This is a genomic window from Rickettsia amblyommatis (assembly GCF_002078335.1).
Lineage (GTDB): Bacteria > Pseudomonadota > Alphaproteobacteria > Rickettsiales > Rickettsiaceae > Rickettsia > Rickettsia rickettsii.
The window spans coordinates 1,351,799-1,369,671 of record NZ_CP015012.1 but is presented as its reverse complement, the minus strand read 5'-3'; the positions used below and the strand labels follow the sequence as shown (position 1 = coordinate 1,369,671).

Below are 17,873 nucleotides of genomic sequence, written 5' to 3'. Positions count from 1 at the left end.
TGTCATTCCCGCGAAAGCGGGAATCCAGTAAAACCTATAAAAAACTTGTTTTTTTTAGGTTTATTTTGTCAATAGTCTGTAATTTTTCTACTAGTATTAAGGTGATTTTTCTAGACTCCCGCTTTCGCGGGAATGACATAGAAGTCGTACAGCAAGGTTTCTAGTCGCTTGCAATGATGATACAAATTAGGTGCCTAACTTATTAAACATTTCTTTTGTATTATTTGAGATCGTTAAACCAATTTGCTTATCGGTATCCTCAAAAGTTTTTATAGTCTTTTTATTAGGAATCTTAATATGTGGTTTGAAAGGCAAACCGCCGCTATTTATACATTGATTTAGTAATATCCTCATGGCTTCTGACATAGTCATCCCCATTTGCTTAAATATTTCTTCTGCTTCAATTTTTATATCTGCTGAAACACGTAATCTAATATCTAATGTATTCATAATATAGCTCCATTCAGTTATTATTATCCGCTATAGTCAAATGATTTGAATTCACTTACATCGTCTCTCGTCGCTCTCCTATTATCTATAGACTACGCTTCTCGCTCCTTGTAATTTAAATCCAACTGATTTGACTACATTTTAGTATATATGGCGGCCTGCGTCAATACAATCATATTTTAATTAAGAATAGTTGCACTAATAAGAAAAAGTAGTAAAATATCATATCGAACAAATTAAATATTATGAATAATTATGCCGCAAATTTATTTTAACGGTCCGGAAGGACGAATTGAAGGAAGATATGCAAAAGCTACCTCGCCTAACGCCCCTATTGCATTAGTTCTTCATCCTCATCCTTTATATGAGGGTAATATGAATAATAAAGTAGTTTATAATGCCTATAAGATTTTAGCAAATAACGGTTATACCGTCTTACGTATTAATTTTAGAGGAGTAGGGGGATCACAAGGTAAATTTGATAACGGAGTCGGTGAAGTGGTTGATGCGGGGGCAGCGCTCGACTGGTTACAGCAGAATCACCCAAATGCTCAGTTTAATCTGATATTAGGATTTTCTTTCGGAGCATGGATAGCTATGCAACTTGTAATGCGACGTCCGGAAATAAATCATTTTATTGCTATTTCGCCGCCGGTTAATACAATTCATAAATATGACTTCTCATTCCTCTCACCTTGTCCTATTCCAGGGTTTATATTACAGGGAGATAATGATAGTATAGTATCAGCAGATGATGTAAAAGACCTAGCAAATAGATTATCTAAGCAACAATCCCATATTAAAGTTGATTATAAAATTATCAATGGAGCTGACCATTTCTTTCGTTATAAAACTGAAGAATTTTCTAAAGCAATAAATGCTTATTTAATAACAATTCAATCTAACTATCATCACCATAATAATAATGTAAGTGAAGAAATTAGTAAGAGCCCAAAGAAATTATTTTTATATTAGTTTTTGTTGTGTGGTTCGGCTTATCCGTCATTACGAGCAGGCGTTGTTACGTAGGTACCCAAGTCATCATTGCGAGGAAATTGCGTAGCAATCAATTGACTAAGCAATCCAGTAAAAAATTCAATCAGAATTTTTTTTATTATTTTTCCGGATTGCCGTCTACGGCTGCTCGCAATGACTATTTGCTATCCACGTGGGGATGATATAAAAGAATCCATATCACAACGTCTATAATTCTAAATAAGCTTCTATTGCCAAAATTAATATTTCATCTTTTTTAGCATCTAACTCTTGAGTTAATGCTTCGTAAATTTGCCTATCTGATAGAAAAGTAAATTTTTTAAATAGCTGCACTAATTTTAAAGAGGGGATAATACGAAAAGCATCTTTTAATATTTTGATCTTTTTATTAACATTAAGCTTATTATTTAAATTAAAGTAAAATTCTAGTAATTCGTTGTTATAAAAATTTAAATCTACAGCCGTTGCCAAATAATCTATAGCATTAACCGTATTATTACTTTCTACTTCTTGCTTCGCTGCTAATAAATAATACTCAGCAATTTCTGGCATAGACTCATGTTTATGAAATTTTGCGAGCTTATTCGTTATAAAAATAAATTTCGTCCATAGAGAAAGTCTAGCATAACAACGAATTAAAGTAATTAAATTGTCAATATCAAGTTCATTGAAATTATAAGCCTTTGTTGCGTAATTTTCTGCTTTCTCATACAAAGATTTATCATAATAAAGTGTTGCTAGATTTTTGCTACCGTAAAAAACAAATTCTTTAGATGTAATAAGTTTTTGAAAATAGGAAATTTTTCTATCTACATCTTCTTCAGTTACGGCTAAGATTAAATTATGGAATTCTTGTGAATCTTTTAGATCTTCAGAAGATAAATTTTTGCGAGCAATAGAAGCAGATTTAGTTTTATTATTCATAATATATTCGGCAAAAGCTAAAATTAAAGCATATCTATCATGATTAATTTTTTGTTTACTAAAAATATTATGTATTTTAGATGGTAAATCGATAATTAATATTAGAAATCTAATGACAATAAAACAAGAAATTAGTAATAAAAGCCCTAAAATAAGACTCAAGCACAAGGTAGTCTCAATATTATAATCATATAAACTAATCAAAACTTTTGAATCAAAGCGCTCTATAAAAGTGAACCCGAAATAAAGCAGTAAAAAAGTAGCACATATTAATAATAACCTAAACATCTTTATTTACAAACTCCTGTATAAATTTTGCTGAATAAAGAAAATCGATTAGATAGTTTAAGTTCTCTAAAATTAGAGCTTTATCTTGTTCTTTTATCATCATAGCAGAAGGTTTTTTTTCAATTTTGATAAACTTCTCCAGCCACTTATGGTTGGTAGGAAAAATTACTTCCGTACTACTTGATTTAGAAAAAAGATAATTATTATATGCTTCTAAGTTATTTAAAATATTCCTTATATCTTGAGGCAGCAGGCGGGATTTTACTATTCTTAGTTCTTTACTATAATCCTTATCTTGCATGAAATTATATACTAATAGATTTACATTTAATAAGTAATTAATATAGTCAAGTGATACCCATCCGCCTACCTCATCACTCGTCGCTCTCCTATTAGTTATAGGCTTCGCTCCTTGTGCCTTGTATCCGAATGAGGCTGAATTGACTACAGTTTCTAATTTTGGTTCTACTAAATTAGTCGGTGCTTCAGGAAACTTTAAAGAACTTACGTAATTTAAAAGCGACTTGGTAGATAATAGAGGAGCTGCTTCCTTTTCTGCCAGGGTAGTATTTTCTTTATTTGCTACTGCTTGATCAGGAATGTGGCTTAAATCCTTATTTTCACTTTTAAACAGTTTTAAAATATCAGATCTATTATGATAAAGAGTAAAAGAAGAGAAGACAAATATTACTATTGCTATAAAAAAGATGTTTTTGCTTTTAAATAAACTATCGAATTTGTGCATTTTCAGATAATAACTGGATTATATCGTTAAGGTTTTGATCATCACAATAAACCACATTTTTTATAAAAGGTCTAACTATATTTGCGACTTTCAAACTTATGGCTACAACTAAACTACCTTGTAAGTACTCTAGTAAATTATTTTGAAGTAATAATTTTACTAAAGTCCTAGCACTATTTTGAGAATAAAGTAATATAAAATCAATATTATTTTTAAATTCTTTTATAATAGATACGGGCAGCTCATTCAAATATTCTACATTATAAATGATATGTCTAGCTATTTTACTAGGTAAATCTTTAGTAATTTCATTTGAAGATAAATATATAGTCCGCTCATATAAATCAGGAGGAAAATGCTTAATCAAATCTTCCACATTTTTAGCAGTATACATTACTTTCTTGCCTAATAATCGTTTTGACTTACTACCTACTACCCAAATATCTTGTTTTAAGTTATGACCGGTTAAGATACTTGCCGCATATTTACTAGTTATTATTATATTTGAGTAATTATCTAAAATATCGATATTAAAATCTAGAGTTTTATATTTAATTAAAGGACAATGAATATCACGTAAATCTAAATTATATTTACTTATTTCCTTTATAGTTTCATTATTTTCTTCAATATGTCTAGTGAATAAAACCGATTTCATACAATATTTGTACTCCAATATAAAAAGCAACTGCCCAAATAATAATAGCAGCTATTTTATTAATTATAGTTAAAATCGTACCACTTTTATTTAGCTTTCTGATATTATAACCTGCAACTGCTAAAGAAAAAAACCATATCCAAGATATAAGTATGCAAGTTAAGGTAAATATAATTTTTGCAATACCACTATACTTTAAAGCACTAATACCTATTACTATAATCGTATCCATAATTGCATGCGGATTTAATATTGACACCGATATAGCAAATAAAATTTGTTTTTTAGCTGAAAAAGCCACGGAATTCATTGTAAGATCAATAGGCGGCTGATTCCAAGTATTATATCCCATATAAATTAAGAAAATAAATCCAACAATAAATATAGATAATTTTAACCAAGAAATTTCAAGAATTAACAAAGATATCCCAAGCACTGCCATACATATAAGCATAGTATCACATATTGAGGCTGCAATTATGCTAGGTAAAGCCTTGCTAAACTTTGGCTGTGTTGCTCCTTGATTGAATATAAAAATATTCTGTACTCCGAGTGGCACTATTAAACCGAGAGCTAAAATGATGCCATATAAAAAAGCACTTAATATATCATTATTCATTTAAATAGCCATTTTATTGAACTTATCAAGTCCGATATATATACTAGAGCTATGCTCCAAATGTTACTGCTCCTAAATTATTTTTAATATTATAGCATTTTTATTTAATTTTCTAATATTATAACCAATTATTGCCAATGATAAACACCATATACAAATAAACATGTAAATAATTTTAATGTCATTTTCTTGATATTTGTAAAAACCAATATTTAATATACTCATTATATATGGGTTTAATATATATAATATTGATATCACAATATAGAAACTAAACTTTGTTGCCACATAGAAATAGGCTAAGGTTCTATTGTTAAATTAAAATATGATTGATTCCAAGTATTATATTCCAATACAGATTAGAAAAATAAATCCAATTATGAAAAGAGGTATTGCTATATACCAAATCATAAAAATAAAGAAGAAACCATGATTGAAAACGATTAATTATATGTATAAGTATATTATAACATATCGAAGCAATAATTACACTAGATAGAGCTTTTTTGAAGCAACGATATTTTGCACTTTGATTTAATATAAAAATACTTGGTATAATGGAAGAAATAGCAAAATACGGTAAAAATATTATACTTAATATATATCATGCATTATTATAATTTAGTTTTTATTTTTAATAATATTAATAAAGACGGAATAGTTATAATAGTAGTAAATAAAAAGAAATTTTGCCAACCGAAATTTACTACCATATAGCCTGAAATTATAGGAAAAATTGAGCGCGAAATCCCCATCATCGATGAAAGAAACGAATATTGAGTAGCTCGAAATTTACCTTGACAGAGTGAAGAAATAAAAGCAATATAAGCAGTCATCGTCATACCGCCGGTAATACTTGCTATTCCTATCGTAATAAATAATAATAAAGAATTTTTACCGTTTATTTCAAGAAAAATAAATAAAATATGTCCTAAAGCATGAATAATACCAAATAAACATATACTATTTAATATATTTTTATGTTTCATAATAACACCGCCGACAAGTCCACCGATTATAGCTCCTACAACTCCCCAAAACTTTCCAACACTTGCTATTTCAAAAGCATCATACTCAAGATGAAGCAAAAACGGATTAATCATAACATTAATTAAGTTATCGGGTAATCTATATAATACTAGGAAAATTAATATAAGAATAATGAAATAAACAGAACCTATAGGTTTTAACGCATTATATATAAAATTTATTATGTTTTTTTTATTTTGATTATTTTTTATATCATTCTTGATTATCTGTATATGTATGTTCTCGTTTAAATAACAATACTTAATTCCTATAATCAATAAAATTAAATAAATAAATACTAAACTGGCAAAGATTTTATATATTTCATTAAATGTTAAATAAATAGATAAATAAATAGCTCCGGAACCGGCTAAAAGCATACCGACCCGATAACCGAATATATATATTCCTGAAGTAAACCCAAGCGATTCTTTAGGTACTATTTCCGTTCTTAAAGCACTTAATATAGTATCTTGTGCAGCACTAAAAAAAGAAATAATTAAAGCCGTGAAAGCAAATAATAATAGATTAGTACTAGGCTCTAAAAAGCTGAAAATATATATAAGAAATATCAATGCACTGCTAGTTAAGCAAATCCAAGATAATCTATGACCGAATATTTTGTTTAAATATTTAATTTGCACTGCATCAAAAATCGGTGCTAACAAGAAATTAATAGAGTAGGGAAGCGTGATGAATGATAATATACCGATTGTTTGCAGTGCTATATCTTCTTTAGCAAGCCAATAATTTAAAGTATTACCGGTAATCATTAGATTAAAACCGCTAATAAGCCCCAACAACCAAATAATACATAAACGAGAGTTATTTAACATGAATTTATATACTTCGAGTAAATGAAGAATTGACAGACGAAGATCAACTTCAAAAAGAGCAAGGAGTCTATAAGGCAAGGAGCGGAGCGTATACTTAACACGTGAGCACCGCAGAGCTTATGAGACAACGTAGCCAATTTTTGAAGTTGATCGAGTATATATGCCTTTAGCTCTAAGTGCCTATAGGCTTAATATGCAAAAATGTGAGTATTCTGTTTATTTGCAGCATGTAATGTAATCATGTAATTGCTCAATATCTTTCTTATCTAATTTCGTTATTTTCATAATAGCTTCTAAAGAAAGTCCTTCTTTTTTCATTTCTTTAGCCATAGTAATTTTCTCTTTTTTTCTACCTTCTTCAATACCTTCTTGTTTCCAGCTATGAGCTAAGCTATTCATAAGGTTTCCTCCTAATGCAGGGTTTAAATGCGATTTAAGCATTTTTTCTATTTCTATTCTATCATTTTCCCTAATCTGATTCAAGGTGTAGGACAAAATCAGCTCTATATAATCTATACCTATATTAATATGTTTTAAAAAAAATTGCAAGATTCCAGACCAAGCTTTTTCTTTTTAGACATAAATGTTATTTTTTGACAAAACCTTATATAAGGTTCTTTATTATAAGTATATAAATAACTAATAAATTTTTTATCGCTATTTGTAATAATTATTGCTCTTTTGTTATTAATTGTTAAAATCCATGCATTAATTTTTTATAATATGTAAATGTCTCGTACGAATTTAATACTATCTTTTTTTATTTTTCTAGCAGTAATAATTACTGCAACTTTTTTCGTAAGTAATTACAGAATGTATAAACTATAGATTGTATTATAGATATTGGGAATGATAGTTATAAAAAGTTCTATAGTACCATACGTGAAGATCAATTAAATTTTGATCTAGCACTTGAGCAATTAGAAGATAGCGAATCTTTAAACTCAAAAGATAAAGCAAGGTGAGAAAAAATTTGCTCTTTTCAAGTAGAAGACGGAATGGTGCGTTTGGAGGTAGCAAAGGGTTATGATTGCTTACTACGTCTTTATCTAGACAAAAATGTTACTTTAGTTCAGCAATATAAAGCGATTAAAAACGGTAGTTACGGTTTAGATACTTTATATACTAAAAAAGCTGCGATTAATTTAGCTAAACTCATTATTTTAGGTCACGAAAGAAAAGTAAAAGAAATACTAGAAATAAAAAATGATGATGATTGCCTAAAATATTATAGCGGTTATACTAAGTTTGCTATTCATGCCGGCACAGTAATATCCTCTAGTCTACTAAATAGTGACTTAGATAGTTTCTATAGATTTCATATGGTTATGAATTCTAATGACCCCGTTAGTCAAGAATCAAGAGAAATAACACCTTGGAGTAGTATAAATTAATTATTTTAATTGACTTTAGCACTTAAGAGATTTAAAAGTTAACTTTAATATGTAAGGTTACAATAAAAATGTTACCGCCTAAAATTTTCTTTGAAAAAGTGAAAGAAATAATGTGGCCTATAGAAAGGAAAGAATTAAAGCTATTTATACCTATGGCTTTAATGATGTTATGTATCCTTTTTAATTTTGGGGCTTTAAGATCTATCAAAGATAGTTTAGTAGTACCCTCTATGGGGGCTGAAATTATTAGCTTCTTAAAATTATGGTTAGTATTACCCTCGTGCGTAATTTTTACCGTACTTTATGTTAAGCTTAGTAATAAATTAAATTTTGAATATATTTTCTACATTATAGTCGGCAGTTTTTTACTATTTTTCTTATTATTTGCCTATATTATTTATCCAAATCAAGATATTTATCATCCTAATGATGAAATGATAAATAACTTAATTGCTTCATACCCTAATTTTAAATGGTTTATTAAACTAGGTAGTCAATGGAGTTATGCACTGATGTATATTTTCGCGGAATTATGGAGTGCAGTAGTCATAAACTTAATGTTTTGGCAGTTTGCCAATCACATTTTTGATACTTCTAAAGCTAAAAGATTCTATCCCGTTCTTGGAATGATCGGTAATATCGGTCTTATAATAGCAGGCAGCGTACTTGTCTTTTTCTCAAGCGGGCAGGACGTCATTGATTCAGAATTATTACTGGATTCTTTTAATGCATCTGCCGGAAATGCTATAATGCTTCAGCCAATCATGTCAATTATTGTTACTGCAGGAATCATTGCTATGCTTCTATTTAGAATAATAAATAGATTTATTTTAACAGATTCCATAAATGTTTTAGATGCAAAAAAAGTTACAGCTAAAATGAAAACAAAACTTTCGGTAATTGAAAGTATCAAATTAGTAATTCACTCAAAATATATAGGTCGTATTGCCTTATTAATAATCTGTTATGGATTATTAATAAATATAGTTGAAGGACCTTGGAAAGCAAAAATAAAAGAATTACATCCAAACACTATAGACTATGTTAACTTTATGGGCAGGTTTAATATTTGGATGGGGATATCATGCGTTACTTTCATGATAATAGGCAGTAATATTCTTAGAAGACTCGGTTGGCTCATTTCTGCATTATTAACTCCTATTATGTTATCTATTACCGGCTTGATGTTTTTTATCTTTATAATTTTTATTGAAGAAATAGGAGCATGTTTCGGTGATTTTCATCTTCTATATGCAGCGATTATTGTTGGAGCAATTCAGAACATACTGAGTAAATCATCCAAATATTCATTATTCGATTCAACAAAAGAAATGGCGTATATTCCGTTATCTTTAGAACTTAGAACTAAGGGAAAAGCTGCCGTAGAGGTAATAGGTACTAAATTCGGTAAATCGCTTGGAGCATTTATACAGTCTTTGATATTTATTATTATTCCGACTGCTACCTTTGATTCTATTATAATATATTTATTAGTAACTTTTATAGTTATGATGAGTTTATGGATTTGGAACGTTATAAAATTGAATAAGGAATATATAGAGCTGTGTAAGTAAACGTCATTGCAAGCGGGCATTGTTGCGTGGATACCACCCAGTCATTGCGAGCAGTCGTAGACTGCTTGGCAATCTCATGAAATAATAACAAACTCAGAAAATCACACTATAATACCGATTTAAAGATGAAAAAAATTCTTAAAATAATATTATTTATAACTATCTTTATTATACTCGCATATAGTGGGCTGTGGTTTACTATTATGTTCTCTTTATCACACTCTATAAATCAAAAATATGCCGGTACCAACCTTAATATAGGACAGGCTGATAATAATCCTAATCAGCAATATCTTATTAAGTTTTCTAAAGTTCAGCCATATGGTTTTCCTTTCAAATTAGGTATTTCAGTAATTAATTGGCAAGAAGAGAGTATTAATAGAGCAACTAAATTTACCACACCAATAAATATCGGTTATGATTTACTTAAGCAGAAATTATTTATACATTTTTCCGGAGAAGCATTCGGAAAATTTAAGCCGGTTCAAAGAGGCTTTGGAGTAAGGTTTTATAATGAGAACTGTATATTATCAACAAAAATACCGTTAAATTTTAAATTATTTGAAATAGTACTATTTCAAAAAGATTTATTTGAAGTTATAAATTTAATAGAAAATATTAAATTTACTTCCGGTAAAACAGAAATTTTTGACTTAGTCGATAATCAAAAATTATATGAAGAAGATCATACTATACTTACTATGTTATTTGACAAAAGTAAGTATTATACAAGTAAACAGGATTTCCTTGATAACATACCGCAAAAATTAGAAATTTATTATGAAACCGAAATAGTACAAAGTAACCTTGAAGATAGAATAATACCTGCCGGCTTATTATTATATAGACCCGCTTGGAATAATAATTTCAAATTTTCCGGTAATTTCTTGATTAGTACTAGTAGTGTGCATTTTAAAGATATTGCTAAAGATTTAACAATTGAAGTTACTAATGCAAAAATCAATAGTAATAACTTTGAAAATAATATTAATTTATTATATAAAGGTAAGTTAAACGATTTCGGCAATAATAATATTGATCTTTTGGTAGATTCGCAATTTAAGCTAAAACCTGGTTTTATAATAGGTTCATTAGAATTTATAAAGAAATATTATGATAAGCAAACCTATTTATTTAAACTTTCTGATAATAAGCTATATAAAGATTTTAACAATGAACTAAGCTATATTTTAAATAATAATAAACAATATAATTTTAGTATTTTTGAAGATAGGGAATATAATTTTAATTTAAATATTAATTTAGTGACTGAATTAAACAAATTAACTAGAGCACAGATAAATGCTTTAAGTCTCTATTCCAACGCATCGGGATTTAATATAACAAATGAAACTATAGTAAATGCTCTTAAAGATTCTTACAGTAAAGGTACGATAGTAATTAATGATTACTCTAGAATAATAGATGTTTTAAGTACATATATATACGGAGTAGGGGATTTTAAAAATTTTTCGGAAGAGAGTAAGGAAGTATACAGGAATGCTTTGAAATCATTTTTAAAAACTATTTCCGATCACCCGAATTCATCTAATTTAATTGATGCTAGCATTGAGTATGTGTTTGATTTGTCCGATTTAAACAAAGCTAAAATAGGTAATATAGATGATATAAATAAACTTATACCTTTATATTATTTATCTTTATATCAAGCAGCAGTAAAAAAAGTGCAACCCGGTGAAAATGTAAAAGAAAAAATTATGGAGTTAATTCCTAATGTTAATCAAAAAATATTAGAGGAATGTATACTCGATGAACTTCGTTAATCATCATTGCGAGCGACTGAAAGAAGCGTGGCAATCTCAGGATTTTGGCACGAGGTTGCTGCGTCAAAATTTTCAATTTTTTCTCGCAATGACGGAAAAATTTATAAAAATACCATGAATATTATAGTAAAAATACAGCAAGATTTAAAAGATGAAGTAACTAAGTTAAACAATTTAATAATTAGCTGTTTAAAAAGTGATGAAGAGTTAATAGAAAAGGTCGGTAAATATTTACTAGAAGCAGGAGGTAAAAGAATTCGTCCGCTTTTAACTATAATAACTGCTAAAATGTTTGATTATAAAGGCGATAATCATATAAAGCTCGCAAGTGCCGTTGAATTCATTCACACCGCCACATTGCTTCATGATGATGTGGTAGACGACAGCACTTTAAGAAGATTCAAACCTACGGCTAACGTTATTTGGGGAAGTAAAACAAGTATTTTAGTGGGTGATTTCCTCTTTAGTCAGTCTTTTAAGTTAATGGTAGCTTCCGGCTCTATTAAAGCTATGAATGTTCTAGCTAAAGCTTCGGCAATTATTTCCGCAGGGGAGGTAGTACAGCTAGTGAAGTTAAATGAACGACGTATTATAACTATAGACGAATATCAGCAAATAGTTAAATCTAAAACCGCCGAACTATTTGGAGCTGCTTGTGAAGTGGGAGCTATTATAGCAGAGCAGGTAGACCATATTTCTAAAGATATGCAGGACTTTGGGAAATTACTCGGTACGATATTTCAGGTTATAGATGACTTGCTTGATTATTTGGGTAATGATAAACAGGTAGGCAAAAATATTGGCGATGATTTCTTAGAAGGAAAAGTTACATTACCGCTGATTTTTTTATATAATAAGTTAGAGCAAGATAAGCAGCTTTGGCTCGAAAATATAATTAAATGTGATAAGCGTACTAAAGATGACTTTGTAAAAATACATAACTTAATGGTAAAGCATGAAATTTACAATGAAACAGTTAATTATTTAAGTAACTTAGAAAATGAAGTAAGTAAGTTATTAAATAAAATTCCGGTTCAGAATATTTATAAAGACTATTTGTTTTCGATTATTAAATTTATTTTGGACCGCTCTTATTAATAGTTATTGCGTGAAGGCTAATTCTGCCCCTGTCATCCCGTGAAGGTCTACGTTCACTCGCAATGACAACATTTGCATTCGTAGCTCAGCTGGATAGAGCGTTGCCCTCCGAAGGCAAAGGTCGTTGGTTCAAATCCAATCGAATGCACCATCACTAAATTAACTTTTATTTTCCATAATATAGATTATAGAACAATTACTTAATTCTTATCAACTATTGACGCATGGCTGGGACGGGAGGATTCGAACCTCCGGATGACGATACCAAAAACCGTTGCCTTACCACTTGGCGACGTCCCAATAATGTATAGAATAGACTTTATACCAATAAATAGCGGAAACGTCAATTACAATAATGATTGTAAAAATAAATTTATTTCATTATTCAGCCAATTCCTCGCTTGCGTGGATAATAAATCATAAATTTTAGCTCTAATTTTGTTATAATATTCCTTGATATAGTTTATTTCATCAATATTAAGTAGTTTCATATCAGTCAATTTACTAGCATAAGGCACTAGGCTTAAGGTCTCAAACTCAAGCCATCCATTATTTTCTTTTACATACATCAAATTCTCAATTCTAATACCATATTTTCCAGGAATATAAAAACCCGGTTCATTAGATAAGATCATACCTGCTTTAAGTATTGTTTTATTACGAAGATTTATGCTTTGCGGTCCTTCGTGAACACTTAAGAAGCTCCCTACCCCATGCCCTGTACCGTGTGGATAATCTAGCATTTCTTGCCATAAATATTGCCGAGCAAGTATATCAAGATTAGCTCCTGCGATGATATTTTTTGGGAATTTGGCTTTAGCTAAAGCAATATGTCCTTTAAGTACTTGCGTATAACGCTTTTTCTGCTCATCTGTCGGCGTACCTATTACTATTGTTCTAGTTATATCGGTAGTAGCACCTTGATACTGACCGCCGGAATCTATCAGTAATATCCCTTGCCCTTCAATTTTTTTAGCAGTTTTTTGGTCAGCTCTATAATGAATAATAGCGCTATTTTCCTGAAATCCGCAAATAGCAGGAAAACTATCCGAAACATATCCCTCTTGTTGAGCTCGTTGCTCTGTAAGCTTTAAACCGAGGGAATACTCGGTCAATTCGTTATTTCCTATATCATTCCCGCGAAGGCGGGAATCCATATTATGTTTTTCTGGATCCCCGTGAAAACGGGGATGACATTGAGAAAAATCAGCAAAAAATTCACATAAAGCTACTGCATCTTTAATATGCAAATCGATTGCATGCTTAATTTCTACATCGTTCTTACAAGCTTTAAGCATTAAGCATGGATCGGTAATTTTTTGTACTTTTTTATCAGCTACTAAGTCCATTATATGAACAGATGCTATAGTATCATCAATAAAAATATTAGACATCTTCCCAAACTGCGCTTCTAGAGGTAATTTAGACATCGATCCGATACTCGCATCCTCACTTACGCTTGTGTACGCTGCGGTGCTGCGTTTCGTATCTCCTTTAAGTTCCTCTCTATAAGCTGGTTTGGAAAGATGTTTATTCTCGCTATCTCTTAAAATATTTTCAAATTCTTCTTCTGGTAAAATTGTTATTTCAGGACGAGCATTAATAATTTCGGCATCGATTCTTGTAGGATTTATAAACAAATATAATTGTGTAGAAGTGAGTATAACTTTTGCAAACATTAAAGGCGTATAAGCAACATCACTAGCCCGCAAATTTAGTAACCAACATATGGAGGAGCTATCGAGAATGACTAAGGCAGATTGCTCGGTGTCATTCCCGCTTTCCTCTATGTCATTCCCGCAAAAGCGGGAATCCAAAAAAATTTCACGACATTTACTTATTTTATCAGTATGACTAACGCCCGCAAACTTAATATCATGCAAATAAACTTTAGAGTTTGGCTCTAGCGGCTGATTTTGCCAAATCTTATCAACTAAATTTCCATTAATCTTCTGAAAATTGAACTTTAAATTTGATATAATGGGATAAGTAAATAATTCAGAATCGTATCCTATTTTTGCATCTTTACCAAACTTAGATATATCTTTTAAGTCAAAAAGCTTAAAAAGCTCTAAATCCAGCTCTTTATTTGCTTGCTCTAAATAACGTCCATCGGTAAAGAATAATGCTGTATCTTTATATATAATAGCTATACCGTTTGAACCAGTAAAACCTGTTATATATTCAAGTCTCTTTGCGTAGCTTGGAACATATTCACTCATATATTTATCGTTAGACGGAATTATATAACCGTCTATATCATATTCTGTGAATAAATTTCTAAGCAGATTAATGCGGATTTTTGTCATGTTTACATCTCTTATGTTGTGCTCTTGCCCGCTTGGAGACTGAGCCGTCATTGCGAGGAAATTACTTAAGTAATTGACTAAGCAATCCAGTTAAAAAATTCTGATTTACAGAATTTTTTTATTATTTTTTCTGGACTGCCACGCTCCTTGCAGTCGCTTGCAATGACGGCTCAGGCATCCAGCTAGGCAACGCTCATAAACGGGAATGACATTTATACCATCCATAATACAAAGGAATACCAAAGATAGTAAAAGAACTAGCTATAATCAGAGTTTTAACAGGTGTTTCATAGATAACCCATGCACAAAAGATAATCGATATTATAGCTATAAGTAAATAATAATAAGAAAAATTTTCTTTTGAGCTAAAAATCACCTTTAAGAAAGCTAAGCTACAAATTAAATAGACGAATAAGAATGTTATTGCCGAGAAATCTATTATTTGTGTAATCTGTTTGGCAAAATTATCATTTGCCGTAAAGACTAATAATGGCACAATGCCAAGGCAGCTTACAATGATTCCGTGAGTTGGAGCGTTATTGCTATTTTTCTTAGCAAAAAATTTCGGTAATAAACCGTCTTCTGCAAGCCCAAGAGCTATCTGTCCGCTAGTTAGCACCCAAGCATTGAGCGTACCTATACATATAATCGAGGCTATAACCGTCATTACGCTTGACCATTTACCTCCGAATAATAACGAAGCGGCATCGGCATAAGGAGCTTTAGCACTAATAAGTTCAGAAGCAGGGATTAATCCCATTATACCTATGCTATTAATAATATATAACACTGCTACGCAAAAAGTGCCAACTATTATGGCTCGTGGAATGGTTTTTGCCGGATCTTTTACCGCACCTGCCGTGGTAGTTGCACATTCTACGCCGATAAATCCCCAAAAAGTAAGAAGTGCGACTCTTCCCATAATGCTTGGAATGCTTAAATTCTCTACTTCCTCGGCAATAGTTATATTATCTATATTAAAATGTGATAAAGCACATAAACCTACTACAAGCAATGGAACAAATTTTAAGAGAGTTAAATAAAACTCTGCTTTTCCTGCTACTTCAGGACCTTTTAAATTTAAAACCATAATAGCACCTAATAATATGATCTGTAATATTAAGTCTAAAATCGCTTGTGATTTAAAAAAAGGCGTTAGATAACCTATTGCCGAAATGACTACTATACTTGTACTGACAAAGGATATAACCCAGTAAGTCCAACCGGTGAAAAAAGCTATTTTATCCCCGAAATTTTCCCGTACATAAACGTGCGGACCTCCTGTTTTAGGAAATTTTGCACAAAGGGTAGAAAATACAAGAGCTATACTCATAGCACCGCATAATGAAAGTACCCAGCCCCAAATGCTGTATATACCGAACGGTGCTAAACTTAACGGCAATATAAAAACGCTAGTACCGATTTGACTGCCGGTTACTAAGGCAAAAACCGCCCAGAAACCTAATTTTTGTGACATGTGACATATTAAATCTAATTTAAAATAGCTTTAAAATAGCTGAAATAATGCTTTTTAGCAATAGTTAAAACTACTATAATTATTTTACTCTTGATTTCTAAACAAAAGATTGATAACTTTTTTAAGCTATCAAAAATAATCTTAGGAGTTAATATGCCAAAATCGCACCGCTAAAGTTTATACAGTGAAATCAGGAGATACTTTATCAAAAATTTTACTAAATTAATTTAGTTCAATGTAATAATATACGCGATCCTAATCATATCGCAGTAAGCTGGGGGATTTCATTGTCCGGTGATTTGCATGGTTTTTCTTAAAATAAAGCTATTGGTGTAATAGTCAACTGCAATTGACTTTTTATGGATGTATTGTAATTGCTAGAATAGTGATATTATATTTGTTTGGTCCATAATACCAAAAAATTCTATAAGCAGCAGGAGTAATATTTTCAGCATAAGCTTCAAATATTTCTGCTCCGTTATGTCCTTTAACAGATTTATATTTATGGGTATTTAAACTAGGATGACGAGGGTTTGCCTGTAGATATACCAGTGTTTTTTTACTGCTTTTAAACGTTTTTCTATTTTCGAGTTCTTTCAAATCTTTACTAGCTTGAATAGTAAAAAGAATTTTAAAAGTCATCATCTAAATATTTACTGAAATCTTCTATAAATTTAACTGACCCTTTAGCGGAATCTTTAATACCGTTATTTAATTGCGTTAAAGCCTTTTTGTGATTAAATAGCCAACTTTCTTTAAAGGTATTTCCGTATAGGATTCTAAAATAATTTGTCCTTTTTTACTATTAACAATAACGTCTGACTTTTTTAGCTAATTTACCAAGTGTGATTCTTCCTTTCGTATCCGGTTTAATATACATGCTTGAGTCATACAAATTACTTTTTATATCATAGCTTATAGAATAATACATAGTGGGTAATTAATCAAGTGGGATCATGCATCCATCAATTGACCTAATATATCCGGCTGATTACCTAAAAAACAATTACCATCAGGGTTTTCATAGAATACAATTTCATTATCCTGAAACTTGTCTAAATGTTCGGTTGTGTTTGTATTATTAACATATTCATAATGCCCACTAGTATCTTTTCCTCCTACAATATGACTATTTTTCAAATCATATATTTTCATAGCAAAACAAAAGTATGAAAACATTTTTGCGAATATTTCTTGAAAAGTAGAGGCTACTCTTAAATCAAAAACTATATTTTCTACCTTCTCTGCAATAATAGAGAAAGGGACGCCTTGATTATTAAATTTAAGATTTCCTCCAACAACGGCAATTTTTTTATCAGAATCCAAACTTTTAATATTACTGACATTTAAAACATATTCAGCAGATTCTAAACCATCAACTTTAATATTATAACCATACTCTTGCTCAATCTTTATCCCCTCTATATTATCACGGTCATGTACTTTATTACCTTGAATTATTTTGATTCCATGCTCATTTTATTAAATAATATAAACCGTTCTTGGTGAAATTTGGATAAGATTAAAAACATCCACAGTGCCGCATCAGAAGAAAAGATGGATCTGTTTACAATACTGGATCAAGAAGAATGTAATGATCATTTGGTTTAATATCTTGCAGTGATTTTACTATTGCTTCTAGAATAGACTTTTTATCATTTTCGATATCAGCATCTCTCATAAGCCTAATTT

Annotated in this window: 15 protein-coding genes, 2 tRNA genes and 1 pseudogene; 6 read left to right on the top strand and 12 right to left on the bottom strand. The window is 30.3% G+C overall.

The genetic code is table 11. From position 1 onward, the window contains the following. Positions 1-186: 186 nt before the first annotated feature. Complete coding sequence (locus A3305_RS07860; RefSeq protein WP_014392447.1) at positions 187-450, bottom strand: type II toxin-antitoxin system RelB/DinJ family antitoxin; 264 nt, start codon at positions 448-450, stop codon at positions 187-189. A 255-nt stretch (positions 451-705) separates the two neighbouring features. Here A3305_RS07860 and A3305_RS07855 point away from each other — a divergent pair, with 255 nt between their 5' ends. Further along, positions 706-1,425 carry an alpha/beta hydrolase gene (locus tag A3305_RS07855; protein ID WP_014392446.1) on the top strand — a complete coding sequence of 240 codons (720 nt, stop codon included), beginning with the start codon at positions 706-708 and terminating at the stop codon, positions 1,423-1,425. A gap of 228 nt (positions 1,426-1,653) precedes the next feature. Here the strand turns inward: A3305_RS07855 and A3305_RS07850 are convergent, their stop codons facing one another. The 6 genes from A3305_RS07850 to A3305_RS07820 all read right to left on the bottom strand — a co-directional run bounded on the left by A3305_RS07850 (position 1,654) and on the right by A3305_RS07820 (position 7,028). Continuing rightward, positions 1,654-2,658 (bottom strand): tetratricopeptide repeat protein, encoded by a 1,005-nt coding sequence (locus A3305_RS07850; protein ID WP_014392445.1) that lies wholly within the window; start codon positions 2,656-2,658, stop codon positions 1,654-1,656. After that, the gene (locus tag A3305_RS07845) at positions 2,651-3,403 is read right to left on the bottom strand and encodes a palindromic element RPE2 domain-containing protein (RefSeq protein ID WP_014392444.1); all 753 of its coding nucleotides are present in this window, start codon (positions 3,401-3,403) and stop codon (positions 2,651-2,653) included. The genes A3305_RS07850 and A3305_RS07845 overlap by 8 nt, the downstream gene beginning before the upstream one ends. Further along, positions 3,387-4,061, bottom strand: a complete 675-nt coding sequence (locus tag A3305_RS07840; RefSeq protein WP_014392443.1) for a uroporphyrinogen-III synthase — start codon at positions 4,059-4,061, stop codon at positions 3,387-3,389. The genes A3305_RS07845 and A3305_RS07840 overlap by 17 nt, the downstream gene beginning before the upstream one ends. Next, entirely contained in the window at positions 4,039-4,680 is a 642-nt protein-coding gene (locus tag A3305_RS07835; RefSeq protein WP_014392442.1) for a LysE/ArgO family amino acid transporter, read from the bottom strand. The genes A3305_RS07840 and A3305_RS07835 overlap by 23 nt, the downstream gene beginning before the upstream one ends. 614 nt (positions 4,681-5,294) lie before the next feature. Further along, positions 5,295-6,545, bottom strand: a complete 1,251-nt coding sequence (locus A3305_RS07825; protein WP_014392441.1) for an AmpG family muropeptide MFS transporter — start codon at positions 6,543-6,545, stop codon at positions 5,295-5,297. A gap of 216 nt (positions 6,546-6,761) precedes the next feature. Next, positions 6,762-7,028: a hypothetical protein gene (locus tag A3305_RS07820; protein WP_014392440.1), complete on the bottom strand. Its 267-nt coding sequence runs from the start codon at positions 7,026-7,028 to the stop codon at positions 6,762-6,764. A 246-nt stretch (positions 7,029-7,274) separates the two neighbouring features. Between A3305_RS07820 and A3305_RS11680 the strand changes: the two are divergent. The 5 genes and pseudogenes from A3305_RS11680 to A3305_RS07790 form a co-directional block, all read left to right on the top strand. Beyond that, positions 7,275-7,906, top strand: a pseudogene (locus tag A3305_RS11680) (glycosyltransferase family 8 protein); the annotation flags it as partial. A gap of 101 nt (positions 7,907-8,007) precedes the next feature. After that, positions 8,008-9,513 carry a nucleotide exchange transporter Tlc3 gene (gene tlc3 / locus A3305_RS07810; protein ID WP_014392438.1) on the top strand — a complete coding sequence of 502 codons (1,506 nt, stop codon included), beginning with the start codon at positions 8,008-8,010 and terminating at the stop codon, positions 9,511-9,513. A gap of 125 nt (positions 9,514-9,638) precedes the next feature. Continuing rightward, the gene (locus A3305_RS07805) at positions 9,639-11,297 is read left to right on the top strand and encodes a hypothetical protein (RefSeq protein ID WP_014392437.1); all 1,659 of its coding nucleotides are present in this window, start codon (positions 9,639-9,641) and stop codon (positions 11,295-11,297) included. 114 nt (positions 11,298-11,411) lie between these two features. After that, positions 11,412-12,395 (top strand): polyprenyl synthetase family protein, encoded by a 984-nt coding sequence (locus A3305_RS07795; RefSeq protein ID WP_014392436.1) that lies wholly within the window; start codon positions 11,412-11,414, stop codon positions 12,393-12,395. Positions 12,396-12,469: 74 nt separating this feature from the next. Beyond that, positions 12,470-12,546, top strand: a tRNA-Arg gene (locus tag A3305_RS07790). 74 nt (positions 12,547-12,620) lie between these two features. On the opposite strand, the gene A3305_RS07785 is transcribed toward A3305_RS07790, so the two are convergent. The 5 genes from A3305_RS07785 to A3305_RS07755 all read right to left on the bottom strand — a co-directional run bounded on the left by A3305_RS07785 (position 12,621) and on the right by A3305_RS07755 (position 17,507). Further along, positions 12,621-12,695: transfer RNA gene (locus A3305_RS07785), tRNA-Gln, on the bottom strand. A 47-nt stretch (positions 12,696-12,742) separates the two neighbouring features. Continuing rightward, entirely contained in the window at positions 12,743-14,755 is a 2,013-nt protein-coding gene (locus A3305_RS07780; protein ID WP_081120942.1) for an aminopeptidase P family protein, read from the bottom strand. 142 nt (positions 14,756-14,897) lie between these two features. Continuing rightward, positions 14,898-16,181, bottom strand: a complete 1,284-nt coding sequence (locus A3305_RS07775) for an APC family permease (protein WP_014392434.1) — start codon at positions 16,179-16,181, stop codon at positions 14,898-14,900. Between the two features lie 357 nt (positions 16,182-16,538). Beyond that, entirely contained in the window at positions 16,539-16,826 is a 288-nt protein-coding gene (locus A3305_RS07765) for a hypothetical protein (RefSeq protein WP_226983925.1), read from the bottom strand. 309 nt (positions 16,827-17,135) lie between these two features. Beyond that, positions 17,136-17,507, bottom strand: a complete 372-nt coding sequence (locus A3305_RS07755) for a hypothetical protein (RefSeq protein ID WP_014392432.1) — start codon at positions 17,505-17,507, stop codon at positions 17,136-17,138. Positions 17,508-17,873: the final 366 nt, after the last annotated feature.